Below are 13,201 nucleotides of genomic sequence, written 5' to 3'. Positions count from 1 at the left end.
TCAGCCTATACGGCAGGAGAAACGCGAGAGCGCTGGCGCCTGTCGCCTTACCTGTCCTCGGCGAATGCTTCCTCGATGAAGGCCTCCAGCTCCGCCTCTTCAAGCAGCTCGATGGAGAAATGCCCGAAGCGTTTCGGTAGCCAGAGGATGCGTGTGCCGCTGGGGGACTGGAGGTTGTCGCGCGACAGGGGGGTGCCGTTCTCGTCTTCCGGCTGCACCCCCGCGGCCAGCAACTCGTCGTAGGCGGCCTCGATGTCCGGAGTGCTATAGCAGTGACGGTAGATCGTGCCTTCGCCGTTGGCGTCCATCAGCGCCTTGAGATTGCCGGCAAAGGGTTGCACCAGCATCAGGCGTTCCGTGCCAAACCTGACGATCGCATAACGCACCTGCAGACCGTCGCGCTGCCAATCCAGGGTCCTGGAAATCCTTGCGCTGAAGATTCGGGCGTAATACCCACAGGCTTGCTCGAGGTCTTTGACGAGCACATCGACGTGGCTGAACTTTAATTTCAAGGGGCTCTCCTTTATTTCCCAGATGCGATGCGTTTGCCGCAGGTCCAGGTAGGCTACCCATTTGCTGCCTCAGGGGGCACAAAAAAGCCACTCGCTAGAGTGGCCTTTTTTATGCCCAAGACCTGACCCTGCAGCCAAACAGCCTTGCCGCAGGACGCTCGAAGCCTCGGCTCAAGGTTTTGGCGGTGGGGTAAAGGTGCCTGGGCAATAGGCTGCCTCCCCATAGCCCTGGGTTCGCTTGACGACTTCAGCCAGGTCCGCCTGGCTGTTGAAGTCATAGGCATAGATCCCGAACTCGGGGTCGAAGAAGAACAGGTTGGTGGTGTTCTTGTAGATGCCCATCGCATGCCCGCCGGCGGTCACACTCTGGCCCTGGGCGGAAACGAAGAGGAAGTTCCCGGCCTTCAGGGCCTTCAGCGAATCCACGGTGGTCGGCACCGGGTTGAAGGGGGAGAAGCTCGAGGTGGGAAGCAGCAGGGGAGGCAGCAGAAAAACGAACGTCTCGCCGTCTTCCACCTGATCCTGCAGGTCGTCGCATTGCTGTGGTGTCAGCTTCATGGCCTGGACCAGGCCGTTGTTGTCGATCGCCGCCAGCCACTTCATCACGGCCGCCTCGCAGACACCCTTGGGGTGCCGGTCGGTTCTGTTGACCCATTTGACTAATAGTTTTCCGCTCATGACCGCTCCTTGGTGATGCCACTGTCCAGTTGTCCGGTTGGTTGAATACCTGGCTTGCCATGCAGGCGGCGAAGCCCGGGTTGTTTGCGCCGTTGCAAATAGCCTGTTGAGGTATAGATCGGCTCTTTTGCCTTAACAAGAACCTCGCCATGGCGGCGCGATGACCGGTGTCGTGGCCGGGGCGGCGCGCGGTTGTCAGGGCGCGCGCTGCGCCAACGCCGGATGGATCAGGTCGGGGGAGGGCGTGCGAAGGCCGCCCATGGTGGCGCGACCCGATTGGCACGAGTGGACCCGCCAGGGCGGCGGGTCCGCAAGGGCTCAGAGTTTCGGCAACTGGCCGATGCGACCGAACATCTCGGTGACGATCTGCAGGTCCAGCTGGAACTGCTCGACGGTCTTGAACTCGTTGTCGTTGTGGCCGGTGTACTTGACCTCGGGACGGGCCAGGCCGAATTGCACGCCGTTGGGCAGTTCATGCACCGAGGTGGCGCCGGCGGAGGTGCCGAACTCGTGCTTCATGCCAAGGTTTTCGCTGGCCACCGCCAGCAGCGCCTTGACCCATTCACCCTCGGGGTTGCGGTACATCGGCTCGGCGATCGAATAGTCGAAGTTCACCGCGACCTGGTTCTGCTTGCTCCAGGCGGCCAGCTTGTCGGCAATTTCCTTTTTCAACACCTCCGGGGTCTTGCCCTTGGGCACGCGCAGGTTGACCGCCAGCTTGAAGGCTTTTTCGTCCTGGCCGACATAGGTCAGGGAGGTGGTCAGCGGGCCCATGAAGTCATCGGCGAAACCGACCCCCAGCGTGTTGCCCAGGTAGTCCAGGCCCCAGTTGTCGGCGGCATAACGCGCCGCGTCGGTGATCGGGTTGTGCTTGAGCGCGACCTTGCCGTCGAGGCCGTTGATGAAGTCGAGCATGCGCGCCACCGGGTTGACCCCGGACTCGGGCTCGGAGGAGTGGGCGGACACGCCGGTGACCGTCAGCTTGACGTCCTTGCCTGTGACCTTGGCGGCCACGCTGAAGTCGCCGCCATGGGCCTTGGCGTATTCGGCGCCGGCCTTCTGCAGGCTGGCCGCCAGTTCCGCGGGTTGGTCGGTCACCAGGGTGGCGACCGAGGCGCCCGGAATCTGGTTGGTGGCCAGGCCGCCGGTCATCGAGACGATCTCCGCGCCTTTGCCCTCGGCGGCACGCCGCGGGAAGCTGGCCATGACGGTGCCGTAGCCTTTCTCGGCGATCACCACCGGGTAGCCGCCGTCCAGCGCCAGGTTGTAGTTGGGTGTCGGGTTGCGTTCGAAGTAGTAGGGAATCGCGTCGCCGCTGGTTTCCTCGGTGGTGTCCACCAGCAGCTTGAAGTTGCGCGCCAGGGGCAGCTTCTCTTCCTTGATGATCTTCATGGCGTACAGGGCCACGACTATGCCGTTCTTGTCGTCCTCGGTGCCGCGGCCGTACATGCGGTCGCCGACCAGGGTGACCTTGAACGGGTCGAGCTTGGTGCCGTCCTGCAGCACCCAGTTCTCCGGCGTCACCGGCACCACGTCGGCATGGGCGTGGATGCCCACCACTTCTTTGCCGCTGCCTTGCAAGGAGATCTCGTAGACGCGGTTGTCGATGTTGCGAAAGTTCAGGTCGAAGGCCTGGGCCAGGGCCTTGATTTTGTCGGCGATCTTGAGGAACTCAGGGTTCTCGTGCTGCGGCACGCCATCGACACGCACGGTGGGGATCGCCACCAGCTCGCGCAGGGTTTCGGTGGCGGCCTTGCCGTACTTCACCCGCGCATAGAGGCCCAGCAGGCGATGGATCTCGTTCTGCTGCTCGGCGGAAAGCGCCTTGTTGTCGAGGAAGGCATTGATGGCCGGGCCGAGGTTGGCTTCTTTGACCACCTCGCTCTTGGCCGCCTCATTTTTGCTCAAGGTGCCGAGAAACTGGCGGAAATCCGTGACCGAGGCATCGGCGAAGCGCTTGAGAATCGCCGCGTTCTGCTGCGGGGTGATGTTGGCGTGGGCGGCGGTGGTGAAGGCTGACAGGCTGGCCAGCACCAGGGTGGCCGCGGCCAGTTGCTTGAGGGAGAAATCCATTGCGGGAGGCGTTCCTTGCAGATTGTTAGGAAATATCTGACCTCCCAACCTAACACCACAAGGGAAGGGTACGGGAGCCCCCGAAGTGGGATCTGTCGCACAGAAATGCAAAAGCGGCGCAGAAACGAAAAAAAAACGGCCCCGGGGCGCCTGGCAGATCGGCTGCTTTTTAGCCGGCACGCAAGGCTCAAACTCGAGGCTTGGCGGCCGTTTTTCCAGGCTGCGCCCTGGCCGATATTTTCTGTCCCTGTGGGCCTGCGGGGCAGTAGAATTCCGTCGCCCGGTAACGCCTGCGAGGTTGACACGGCAGACCACGGCGGCGTTGTTGGCGCTGGCGTCCGGGCAGGTTTCTTGGTGTGGGCAGTGCCGGGTTTCTCCGGTGATTTACACTGAAACCGCATTGGGTCGGGTAAGACAGGCGAGGGCGTATGGCGGTTGAACGACGGGATTTCAGTGGCGGCATGAAGGGCAAGAACCTGCGTTACCTGGAAGAGGCGCGGGTGGCGCCCGCGGCCCATGCGCGGGCGGGCTTCCTGCTGCTCGAGCACTTCTCGTTGCCGGCCTTCACCCAGGCCCTGGATACCATCGTCACCGCCAACCTGCTGCGTCCCGCCTTGTTCTCCTCAACGACCTTCGGCTTGCAGGACGGCGAGGTCACCAGCGACCTCGGGCTGGTGATCCGCCCCGATGCGCGCCTGACCCCGGTGGCGCTCAAGGACCTCGACCTGCTGGTGATCTGCGGCGGCTATCGCACGGAGCTCAAGGCCGATCCCCGGCTGAGCAGCCTGCTGAAAACCGCCGCCGAACTGGGCATCACCCTGGCCGGGTTGTGGAACGGGGCCTGGTTCCTCGGCGTTGCGGGGCTGCTTGAAGGCTACCGTTGTGCGATCCACCCGGAGCATCGTCCGGCGCTGGCGGAGATTTCCAAGGTCACCCATGTCACCAGCGAGGCCTTTGTGGTGGACCGCGACCGGCTCACGGCGTCCAGTCCCGCCGGCGCCTTCCATATGGCCCTGGAATGGATCAAGGGGCTGCACGGCAAGGCGCTGGTCGAGGGCATCGAGGACATCCTGTCGTTCGAGGAATCCCGCTACCGGCGCATCAAGCCGACGATGCATGTGTCGTTGAGCGCGCCCTTGCGTGAGGTGGTCAACCTGATGGACGCCAACCTCGAGGAACCGCTGCAAATGGACCAGCTGGCGGAGTATGCCGGGCGTTCCCGGCGGCAGATCGAGCGCTTGTTCAAGGAGCAACTGGGCACCACCCCGCAGCGCTACTACCTGGAATTGCGCATCACCGAAGCGCGTCGATTGCTGCAGCACACCGAACTGTCCCAGGTCGAGGTGCTGGTGGCCTGCGGCTTCGTCTCGCCGAGCCATTTCAGCAAGTGCTACAGCTCGTATTTCGGCTATCGGCCGTCGAAGGAAAAGCGCCTGGTGAAATGATCGCGGGCGATTTACCCGGCAGCCAAATGAGGGGGGCATGTCGCCCATCTCATATTTCATCAGCTTTTCGCTGAGTCATCGATTTTTTGAAATCACACCGTTCATGTATTGATTCAAATCGCGCAGGTCCTTAACGCTCCAGGCGTGCGGCGGTATCTTTACGCCATTCTCTCGCAAGGTTCTTGGAATCAGGTCGCCATTTGGGCGAAGTATTATCGATGACACGATAACGCCCGGATAATCGTTGAGCCGTTTCTTGAAAGTGGGTGTTGTAAGGTCAGGTGTTGGAGGGTTGCTTTTATTGGCCAGTGGTCCGCTTCCTTTGATATCGGCTCCGTGGCACACGGCACATCGCTGCGAATAGAGGTTTTTCCCATTGTTATCCGCGAAGGACAGTGATGTTTGAGTGAGCGATAGAACGCCTAGCGAAGCGATGAGCAATACCTTTACTTTCATTTTTCATACGTCCTTGTTGTGTCAATCAGCCTGAATCGAGGGCAAAGGTTTGTCAGCCTTCCATCCAGACATCTTCGTAGCCTTGGTTGTCGATGATGAACTTGGCGCCAGCGGGCAGGCAAAGGTAATTCATCACCTGTGGCAGCATTTCACTGAGATGCTCAGTGTGAACCGCTTGATAAAAATCATCAGCGTTCGAATGTTCTCCGCAGTGAATAAACCAACTGATATTCCCCCCCTCCGGCAGCGAAATGCGTGCGCCATAAATAGGTGACTTGCCCAGAGTGGCAATCGCGATGGCGACCATTTCGTCTGGAGGAAGTACGGGCAGTCCGTATTTTTTACAGATGTCTTTCTGGTGGAAAGCCTTATTCAGCGCCTGACGGCGGCCAGATCATCGACAGCGCGCGCTGACACCCGGCCCTGTTTTGTCGCGCCCACCAGCGCTCACGCCGCCATGTTCGCTGCCATGAAAGGCTTGCGCGTGGCGGCGTGGGCGGCCAGTACCGCCAGCACGGCGCCCCAGGTGTGTCGGGGGTCGGGCGATTCGGCGTGAGAGGTAGCGGTCATGGCGACAGGTTTCCTGTGTGGCTGGAAGCGTCCGTGCTGACCGCTGGGCGTTGCCGGCCGGGTCTTGCGGACGCTTCGATGCATAAATGGGTGCACGCCGCCGGTGGAAGACCGGGCAGGCGCGTGAATGGCGATCGGGGCCGGCCCGGTGCTGGAGCGGCTCCGGTCGCGGCAGAAGGAAAACGCGACACCGGATTCGGTGCCGCGAAGCGAAGGGGGCCCAAGCCGGGCACCCAACGGACTACCAGAGGTTGTTCTGCATGAGCGGGATCAGGCGCTTGCCGCGCTCAGCCCGCCAGGGTGGCGTTGTCGATGACGAAGCGGTACTTGACGTCGCCCTTGAGCATGCGTTCGTAGGATTCATTGATCTGGTCCGCGCGCACCAGCTCGATGTCGGCGACGATGCCGTGCTCGGCACAGAAATCGAGCATCTCCTGGGTCTCGGCAATGCCGCCGATCATCGAGCCGGCGAGGGTCCGGCGTTTCATGATCAGGTTGAACACATTGGGCGAGGCATGCGGAGTCGCCGGGGCGCCCACCAGGGTCATGCCACCGTCGCGCTTGAGCAGCACCAGGAAGGCGTCGAGATCGTGGGGCGCGGCCACGGTGTTGAGGATCAGGTCGAAGCTCTTGGCGTGGGCGGCCATTTCCTCGGCATTGCGCGACACCACCACTTCGTCGGCGCCCAGCTGGCGAGCGGCCTCGCGCTTGGAGTCGGAGGTGGTGAACGCCACCACGTGCGCGCCCAGGGCATGGGCCAGTTTGATGCCCATGTGGCCCAGGCCACCGATGCCGACCACGCCGACTTTCTTGCCTGGCCCGACCTTCCAGTGGCGCAGCGGCGAATAAGTGGTGATGCCCGCGCACAGCAGCGGCGCGACGGCGGCCAACTGTTCCTCGGGGTGGCGGATGCGCAGCACGTAGCGTTCGTGGACCACGATCTGTTGCGAGTAGCCGCCCAGGGTCCAGCCCGGGGCGTCCGGCGTCGGGAAGTTATAGGTGCCGATCATGCCGTCGCAGTAGTTCTCCAGGCCATCCTCGCAGTCGGCGCAGTGCTTGCAGCTGTCGACGATGCAGCCGATGCCGACCAGATCGCCCGGGCGGAAGCCGTGCACATGGGCGCCGACCGCCGCGACCCGGCCGACGATCTCGTGGCCGGGCACGCAGGGAAACTGCGTGCCTTGCCACTCGGCGCGCACCTGGTGCAGGTCCGAGTGGCAGATGCCGCAGAAGGCGATGTCGATCTGCACGTCATGGGCGCCGGGGGCGCGGCGGGTGATCTGCAGTGGTTCCAGAGGTTGGTCGCCCGCATGGGCGCCATAGGCGTTGACTAACATTGCACACTCCATCCAGCGTTACGTTGGACGGTCATTTTCCCGGGCAGGTGCAGGCGGCCAGTAGTGCATTTCGCTGGAATTCTTGCCTGATTCTCTGGACTTTGGTTTTTTCGGTAGGAGCGGCACCGGGGCCGGGTTAACGTCTGGCAAGGAGGGTCCATACCGACATGACACGCCCACACGACACCCGCGCCCAGGCGCCCCAGGAAACCCTCACGCGTCTCATTGGCGCCTGGATCAAACACTCGGGGGACTGCCCGACAGCGATCCCCGGTCTGGGTTTGTTTCGCCGCGAGATCCCTTCGCCGCCCGCCGTGTGCATGGCAGAGCCGAGCATCGTCCTCGTCGCCCAGGGAGCAAAACAGCTGTGGGTCGGCGGCGAAGCCTACCCGTACGACCCCTCGCGCTTCCTCGTGACCTCACTGGACCTGCCGGCCAATTCGCAAGTGACGACGGCCAGTCTGGAGCAACCCTGCCTCGGGCTGGGCTTCAAGCTCGACCCGCGCATGCTGGCGGAACTGGCCGCCCAGGGCGGGCTGCTGCAACCTCGCGATCGAGGCACAGGCAAGGGCGTGGGCATCGGCACCGCGACCCCGGCCATGCTGGCCTCGTTCGTGCGCCTGCTGGAGTTGCTGGACGAGCCCGAAGCCATCCCGGTGCTGGCGCCGCTGATCCAGCGCGAGATTCACTACCGCTTGCTGCTGAGCGACCAGTCGGCGCGGCTGCGGCAGATCGCCTCCGTCGACGGCCAGGGCCACCGCATCGCCAGGGCCATCGACTGGCTGAAACTGAATTACACCGCGCAACTGCGGGTCGACGAACTCGCCGCCCGGGTGCAGATGAGCACGCCGACCTTTCACCACCACTTCCGCCAACTCACCGCCATGAGCCCGTTGCAGTACCAGAAATGGCTACGCCTGACCGAAGCCAGGCGCCTGATGATGAACGAACACCTGGACGTCTCCAGCGCCGCCTTCAAGGTCGGCTATGAAAGCCCGTCGCAGTTCAGTCGCGAATACAGCCGCCTGTTCGGCGCAGCACCCAGGAGGGATATTGCGCAGTTGCGGGGGAGGTAGGAGGGGGGAGTAAGAGTATTAGGGTTTAAGGGGCGCTTGAATTGAAAAAGGTGCGCGACCGTGACTAAGGCTTTTTTCGTCTGTGCAGGTCGCCTTTTCTGGTTTTTCTCTGGATATCCCCCGTCCTGACGGCATTGAGCATTTTCTGAAACTTTGAGCATTCAATGTGACGAGCAGCGGGGCAGGACGCGACTCGACGAAGCTCGTCGCGTATGGCGCGGAGTCGCTCGATGGTACGGTCCAGTTCGTCAGCCTTGTCGTTAAGCCGCTGGCGATCAATGTCAGGCTGACCCTCCGCGTCCAGCATGGCGACGAGATCGTCCAGTGAAAACTCTGCCGACTGCCCGAGCGCGATCAAGGACAATCGCTGGAGTACATCGGCACGAAACACGCGACTCAGGCCACGACGACCTATCGAACTGATAAGACCTTTCTCTTCGTAGTAGCGCAGCGTTGAAGCCGGTAGGCCGGAACGCCGTGCCACTTCACCAATATCCAGCTCTTTCATGCTTGACCTCAAGTCGACTTGAACCTGCAGACTGCTCGGATCAAACCGCCAAAACAGGTTCAAGGCAAGGAGCAATACCATGGGAGCAGCCGAGACAGCACTGCGCATTCTGTTTGTTGGAATGGGGGCCACGCTGATCATGGACGTATCGGCTTTTATTCAAGCACGAGTGTTTGGCCTGGCGTCGCTTGACTATGGCCTGGTCGGTCGTTGGCTGGGCCACATGTTCCAGGGGCGGTTTCGTCATTCCCCGATCATGACGGCGGCTCCTGTCAGGAATGAACGCCTGATGGGGTGGGTGTTCCATTACGTCACGGGTATTGTCTTCGCGATGATGCTGATCGGTGCGAAAGGGCTTGTCTGGATCTGCAACCCCACGCTGGCGCCTGCGCTGGTGATGGGGTTGGTCAGTGTGATTGCGCCTTTCTTCATCCTGCAGCCCGCGTTCGGTTTCGGCGTTGCCGCTTCGAAAACAGCGGCACCGAACGTGGCAAGGCGCAGAAGCGTCACTGCGCATCTGACGTTCGGGCTGGGGCTTTTTGTGGCGGGATGGCTGTTGATACTGCTCTTTCCGGCATCGTTATGCCTAAGTTGAGTGCCTTTTGGGGCAGCGGCGGGGCTCAGGGTAAGAGCGTAAGTCCTGAGTGCATATTGCTGGCCGGTTTCTGCCTGTCGCCACCGACGGCATGGGTAGCGGCCTGCCGATCATGAAGGCTCTTCTTGATGCCGACGCGCCGTGCGTTCAGTTGGCTGACTGTGGCATTTGGCATAGGATCATGGACGACAGTTCTGTCGCTCAACGGCCACCGCCTAAACACCGACATACCGATACAGTTCGCTTCCGGCCCGAGAAAAGCAGAGGTGTGTATGCCGCCATTCAAAATGCGCGAGCTAAGCCGTACCGATACGCAAGCGCTGCTGGCCTTCGAAACCCTGAACCGTGAGTGGTTCGAATCCCATATCGAGGCGCGTGCCCCGGCCTTTTATTCGTTGCAGGGCGTCGCCGAGCATATCGAGGGCTATCTGGCCGCTTTCGCGGCCGGCACCTGGCACCCCTTGGTGATCGAGGACTGCAGCGCAAACATCATCGGTCGCGCCAACCTGAAAAACATCGATACCGCGCAGCGCTCCGCCGAAGTCGGCTATCGGATTGCCCAGAGCGCCTGCGGCCAGGGGCTTGCGACACAGGCGCTGCGGCAACTGATCGAGCAAGCGCGGACGCGCTGGCAACTGACGCAGCTGGTGGCTTATGTCTACCCGGAAAATCTCGGCTCGACCAAGGTCGTGGAACGCTGCGGGTTCTTGCCGGAGCAGCCCGCAGAAGACAGCAAGGCGGGAGCCGAGCGCCGGTTCGTTCTCCCGATCTAGATAAGGGTTGTGGCCCTTTACCGCACTCGCGACTCTGACTGCTGGCCTGTAACCGCTACGTCGTGTCAGTCAGCCGGATAGCGCTTACCCGCGCCGCTCGGCCACCAACAGCAATGACTGTGGCACCGGGCTTTGTGGGTGTTGCGGTTCCTGCAGGCTGGCGAGCTGGAAGCCGGCCATGTCCAGGGCGTTGAGCCAGCTGGACAGGGTGCGGAAGTACCAGGGCATGGGTTGCCACTGACCCTTGAAGCCGGCGAAGGTCTCTTCGCGCCAGCCATCCTGGTAGTCGCCGGCCGCGGCACTCCAGGGATGCAGGGTCTGGATCGCCAGCGCGCCGCCCGGGGCGAGCAGGGCGTGCATGGCGGCCAGCAGCGGGATGATGTCCTGGTGCAGCAGGGCGAAGTTGGCGCAGATCAGCTCGTAGTCGCGGCCGATGTCTACTTGCGCTTCCGCCAGTGCTGCATAGCTGGCCACATGCACCGTTGCCGAGCCCGCCGCCCGCGCCGCCTCCACCAGGGCCGCATCGCCATCCACCCCGACCGCCTCGATGCCCCGTTGCGCCAGGGCGCGCAACAGCCAGCCCTCGCCGCAACCCAGATCGAGCACGCGCTCGGGCTGGCGGCCCAGCACCGCCAGCAGGATCGCCTGGTCGGTGACCTCGACGCGGCTTTGAATGGCGCCGCCGCGGATGGCGTCGATCCAGGCCTGGGCGTTGTACTGCCAGCTGTGCAGCAGGGTGGATTCGGGAGTGGGCATGTCGGTGTCCAGCGTCAGTGGTGGGGGCTACGGAGTCGCTAGCGCTGACGTTAGCAGGCGGGGCGCCCGGGTCCAATACGTCGTTCGCCGCTCAGGCGCTTTCTAGAGGATGCGCATCCGGTCCTCGTCAGGCGACTTGTTGCGACTGGTGATCAGGCTCAGCAGCACCGAAGCCAGAATGATCCCGCCGACAGTGGCCAGCGACCATTCCACCGGCATGTGCAGCCAGGGCATCAGCGTCATCTTGCTGCCGATGAACACCAGCACGATCGCCAGGCCGTACTTAAGCAGGTGGAAGCGCTCGGCCATGTCGGCCAGCAGGAAGTACAGGGCACGCAGGCCCATGATCGCGAAGATGTTCGAGGTGAACACAATGAACGGGTCGGTGGTGATGGCGAAGATCGCCGGGATGCTGTCGACCGCGAACATCAGGTCGCTGGCCTCGATCAGCACCAGCACCAGGAACATCGGCGTGGCCCAGCGCCGACCGTCCTGCTTGACGAAAAAACGCTCGTCATGAAAGCCGCTGGTGATCCGCAGATGGTCCTGTATCCAGCGCAACAGGGGGTTCCTGGCGAGGTCGGGCTGCCGATGGGCGAACAGCAGCATCTTGATCCCGGTGATGATCAGGAACACACCGAACGCATACAGCAGCCACGCGAACTGCGACACCAGCCACACGCCGGCGAAAATCATCGCCCCGCGCATCACGATCGCCCCGAGCACACCGTACAGCAACACCCGGCGCTGCAACTCCGGGGGCACGGCAAAGTAGCCGAAGATCATCACGAAGATGAACATGTTGTCGATCGACAGCGACTGCTCGATCAGATAGCCGGTAAGGAATTCCAGGGTCTTGCGTTGGGCGATCTCAGGCCCGAACTCGCCCTGCAGATACCACCAGAGCAATCCCGCGAAGGCCAGCGCCAGCGTGGACCAGGCAATCACCCAGCACGACGCTTCGCGTACCGAGACGCGATGGGCCTTGCGCCCGCCGAGGACAAACAGGTCCAGGGCCAGCATGGCCAGAACGAAGATGATGAAGGCGAACCACATCCAGGGTTCGCCGATGTGCAGGGACTGCATGCCGTTCTCCCGGTCCGGGCGTGTGCTGAAGCCACGGTTCATGCTAGTGGGGAGATCGCGGTGAAGAAAAATCGATTATTCCTCACCCATGGTTCGTTATTTACGAAGTGTCGCTGAAGGTTCTCCCGCGAGGTTCATTCGGTCAGCAAAAAAAGATCACTCCAGCCCGACGTTGTGGTGACCTGAGGGGGGCAGGGGAAAATCGGGCCCAGCTCGGTGGGCCTTTGCCTCAGTGAGCGCCAGCCGACTTGTTCAAGTCGCTTTCGGCCCATTCGGTATAGAAGCAGGCGTCGGTTGCTAGCTGTTGCTGTCCAGCGTTCTTCAGAACAATCTGAATCTCCATTCCCACGTTTTTTGCAAGATCAAGATCGTGCATTGTGGCAGCTCGAATCAGTGGCGCTTTCAAGGGGTGATTGAGTGGATGGCATGAAGTTCGTTAAATCTTTTCCTGTTTTGCTTGGCTTGAGCATGGCACTGGGAAGCATGAACGCCTGGGGGCTGCCGAACGACAGTGAGCAACTCATTCGAGTTCAGGCCGACCGCAGTCAAATTGATAACAGGCAAGGTTTTGCTACTTATACCGGCAACGTCATCATTACCCAGGGTTCGATGAAGATCACCGGCGACACTGTGACTGTCACCATGAAAAAGGGCAGCCACAACGAGGTCGATGTCGTCACCTCCGTGGGCAACCTGGCCTATTTCGAACAATTGCAAAAAGCTACAGACCCTGAACCGGTCCAGGCATATGCCATGACCATTCAATATCTGACCCAGCAGAACCGCATCATTCTGATCGACAGAGCCAAAGTAATCAGCGCAGGCAATACCACCTTGGGTGAGAAAATTGTCTACGACACCGTCAAGCAGATTGCCAGTGTTGGTCGCGCCACCGGTAGCAAGATCACCGAGTCGCGCCCTCGGACCGACATGGTCATCCAGCCGAAAAAGAAAAATGAGATGCAAAGGGCCCAGTAATGGGCACTGACAAGATCCGCCGCATCGAGGGACTGCCCCCTTCAGGCGATGTGGCTCATAACCATAGTTGGAAACGCGAAAGTTTTGGTGCTGTCGTTTCGTTCTCTAAAACAACAAAGAAATGGACTTGCCCATGATCAAAAAGGCGTTGTTCCTATCGTTTGCCAGCAGTCTTGGTCCTGGGTCCGCGCTCAAGCGATCGCAACTTCCTCTCCCTGTTCCAGCTTTATAGTCTTCGGCGATAGCCTCAGCAGTTCCGGGCAGATTGCTGACCCCGGCGGTCGCGCGGAGACTTCATTATTTCCATGTGCAAGATTCACTAATTGATCATGGAGAATGAAGCTGATTTTTAGGAAAT

At 61.4% G+C, this 13,201-nt stretch carries 15 protein-coding genes; 5 read left to right on the top strand and 10 right to left on the bottom strand.

All coding sequences use genetic code 11. The features are described from left to right. Positions 1 to 47: 47 nt before the first annotated feature. The 3 genes from PMI20_RS20875 to PMI20_RS20865 form a co-directional block, all read right to left on the bottom strand. Positions 48 to 512 (bottom strand): VOC family protein, encoded by a 465-nt coding sequence (locus PMI20_RS20875; RefSeq protein WP_007923400.1) that lies wholly within the window; start codon positions 510 to 512, stop codon positions 48 to 50. Positions 513 to 683: 171 nt separating this feature from the next. Next, the gene (locus PMI20_RS20870) at positions 684 to 1,190 is read right to left on the bottom strand and encodes a hypothetical protein (protein WP_007923402.1); all 507 of its coding nucleotides are present in this window, start codon (positions 1,188 to 1,190) and stop codon (positions 684 to 686) included. A gap of 318 nt (positions 1,191 to 1,508) precedes the next feature. Further along, complete coding sequence (locus tag PMI20_RS20865; RefSeq protein ID WP_007923409.1) at positions 1,509 to 3,263, bottom strand: dipeptidase; 1,755 nt, start codon at positions 3,261 to 3,263, stop codon at positions 1,509 to 1,511. 428 nt (positions 3,264 to 3,691) lie between these two features. Between PMI20_RS20865 and souR the strand changes: the two genes are divergently transcribed. Then, positions 3,692 to 4,708 (top strand): transcriptional regulator SouR, encoded by a 1,017-nt coding sequence (souR, locus tag PMI20_RS20860; RefSeq protein WP_007923411.1) that lies wholly within the window; start codon positions 3,692 to 3,694, stop codon positions 4,706 to 4,708. A 75-nt stretch (positions 4,709 to 4,783) separates the two neighbouring features. Here the strand turns inward: souR and PMI20_RS20855 are convergent, their stop codons facing one another. From PMI20_RS20855 to PMI20_RS20840, 4 genes are all read right to left on the bottom strand, one after another. Further along, positions 4,784 to 5,164, bottom strand: a complete 381-nt coding sequence (locus PMI20_RS20855; RefSeq protein WP_081502423.1) for a c-type cytochrome — start codon at positions 5,162 to 5,164, stop codon at positions 4,784 to 4,786. 52 nt (positions 5,165 to 5,216) lie between these two features. Further along, a complete protein-coding gene (locus PMI20_RS20850) occupies positions 5,217 to 5,513 on the bottom strand; it encodes an immunity protein Imm33 domain-containing protein (protein ID WP_502945121.1) in 297 nt (98 codons plus the stop codon). Between the two features lie 98 nt (positions 5,514 to 5,611). Further along, complete coding sequence (locus PMI20_RS20845) at positions 5,612 to 5,734, bottom strand: hypothetical protein (protein ID WP_007923415.1); 123 nt, start codon at positions 5,732 to 5,734, stop codon at positions 5,612 to 5,614. A 287-nt stretch (positions 5,735 to 6,021) separates the two neighbouring features. Further along, positions 6,022 to 7,071, bottom strand: a complete 1,050-nt coding sequence (locus PMI20_RS20840; RefSeq protein ID WP_007923417.1) for an NAD(P)-dependent alcohol dehydrogenase — start codon at positions 7,069 to 7,071, stop codon at positions 6,022 to 6,024. Between the two features lie 167 nt (positions 7,072 to 7,238). Between PMI20_RS20840 and PMI20_RS20835 the strand changes: the two genes are divergently transcribed. Continuing rightward, entirely contained in the window at positions 7,239 to 8,147 is a 909-nt protein-coding gene (locus tag PMI20_RS20835; protein WP_007923419.1) for an AraC family transcriptional regulator, read from the top strand. A gap of 64 nt (positions 8,148 to 8,211) precedes the next feature. On the opposite strand, the gene PMI20_RS20830 is transcribed toward PMI20_RS20835, so the two are convergent. After that, positions 8,212 to 8,655, bottom strand: a complete 444-nt coding sequence (locus PMI20_RS20830; RefSeq protein WP_007923421.1) for a helix-turn-helix domain-containing protein — start codon at positions 8,653 to 8,655, stop codon at positions 8,212 to 8,214. Positions 8,656 to 8,734: 79 nt separating this feature from the next. Here PMI20_RS20830 and PMI20_RS20825 point away from each other — a divergent pair, with 79 nt between their 5' ends. Together PMI20_RS20825 and PMI20_RS20820 are read left to right on the top strand one after the other, a co-directional pair. Then, a complete protein-coding gene (locus PMI20_RS20825; RefSeq protein ID WP_007923423.1) occupies positions 8,735 to 9,250 on the top strand; it encodes a DUF2938 domain-containing protein in 516 nt (171 codons plus the stop codon). Positions 9,251 to 9,522: 272 nt separating this feature from the next. Continuing rightward, positions 9,523 to 10,023, top strand: coding sequence for a GNAT family N-acetyltransferase (locus PMI20_RS20820; RefSeq protein WP_007923425.1), 501 nt, complete (start codon positions 9,523 to 9,525; stop codon positions 10,021 to 10,023). Positions 10,024 to 10,107: 84 nt separating this feature from the next. Here the strand turns inward: PMI20_RS20820 and PMI20_RS20815 are convergent, their stop codons facing one another. Both PMI20_RS20815 and PMI20_RS20810 read right to left on the bottom strand, forming a co-directional pair. After that, a complete protein-coding gene (locus tag PMI20_RS20815; RefSeq protein ID WP_007923427.1) occupies positions 10,108 to 10,779 on the bottom strand; it encodes a class I SAM-dependent methyltransferase in 672 nt (223 codons plus the stop codon). A 102-nt stretch (positions 10,780 to 10,881) separates the two neighbouring features. Further along, complete coding sequence (locus PMI20_RS20810; RefSeq protein ID WP_007923428.1) at positions 10,882 to 11,865, bottom strand: TerC family protein; 984 nt, start codon at positions 11,863 to 11,865, stop codon at positions 10,882 to 10,884. Between the two features lie 426 nt (positions 11,866 to 12,291). On the opposite strand from PMI20_RS20810, the gene lptA reads away from it, so the two are divergent. Beyond that, entirely contained in the window at positions 12,292 to 12,843 is a 552-nt protein-coding gene (gene lptA / locus PMI20_RS20805; RefSeq protein WP_007923429.1) for a lipopolysaccharide transport periplasmic protein LptA, read from the top strand. The last annotated feature ends 358 nt before the right edge of the window (positions 12,844 to 13,201 follow it).

The sequence above is a fragment of the Pseudomonas sp. GM17 genome, assembly GCF_000282175.2.
In the GTDB taxonomy this organism is placed as follows: Bacteria; Pseudomonadota; Gammaproteobacteria; order Pseudomonadales; family Pseudomonadaceae; genus Aquipseudomonas; species Aquipseudomonas chlororaphis.
Note: the sequence above shows the minus strand (reverse complement) of the source record. Positions and strands in the feature narration are given on the sequence as shown.

Coding starts and splice junctions, on each gene's coding strand:
- PMI20_RS20870 (WP_007923402.1), bottom strand. CDS start 1,190: ATGAGCGGAAAACTATTAGTCAAATGGGTCAACAGAACCGACCGGCAC.
- PMI20_RS20865 (WP_007923409.1), bottom strand. CDS start 3,263: ATGGATTTCTCCCTCAAGCAACTGGCCGCGGCCACCCTGGTGCTGGCC.
- souR (WP_007923411.1), top strand. CDS start 3,692: ATGGCGGTTGAACGACGGGATTTCAGTGGCGGCATGAAGGGCAAGAAC.
- PMI20_RS20855 (WP_081502423.1), bottom strand. CDS start 5,164: ATGAAAGTAAAGGTATTGCTCATCGCTTCGCTAGGCGTTCTATCGCTC.
- PMI20_RS20845 (WP_007923415.1), bottom strand. CDS start 5,734: ATGACCGCTACCTCTCACGCCGAATCGCCCGACCCCCGACACACCTGG.
- PMI20_RS20840 (WP_007923417.1), bottom strand. CDS start 7,071: ATGTTAGTCAACGCCTATGGCGCCCATGCGGGCGACCAACCTCTGGAA.
- PMI20_RS20835 (WP_007923419.1), top strand. CDS start 7,239: ATGACACGCCCACACGACACCCGCGCCCAGGCGCCCCAGGAAACCCTC.
- PMI20_RS20830 (WP_007923421.1), bottom strand. CDS start 8,655: ATGAAAGAGCTGGATATTGGTGAAGTGGCACGGCGTTCCGGCCTACCG.
- PMI20_RS20825 (WP_007923423.1), top strand. CDS start 8,735: ATGGGAGCAGCCGAGACAGCACTGCGCATTCTGTTTGTTGGAATGGGG.
- PMI20_RS20820 (WP_007923425.1), top strand. CDS start 9,523: ATGCCGCCATTCAAAATGCGCGAGCTAAGCCGTACCGATACGCAAGCG.
- PMI20_RS20815 (WP_007923427.1), bottom strand. CDS start 10,779: ATGCCCACTCCCGAATCCACCCTGCTGCACAGCTGGCAGTACAACGCC.
- PMI20_RS20810 (WP_007923428.1), bottom strand. CDS start 11,865: ATGCAGTCCCTGCACATCGGCGAACCCTGGATGTGGTTCGCCTTCATC.
- lptA (WP_007923429.1), top strand. CDS start 12,292: ATGAAGTTCGTTAAATCTTTTCCTGTTTTGCTTGGCTTGAGCATGGCA.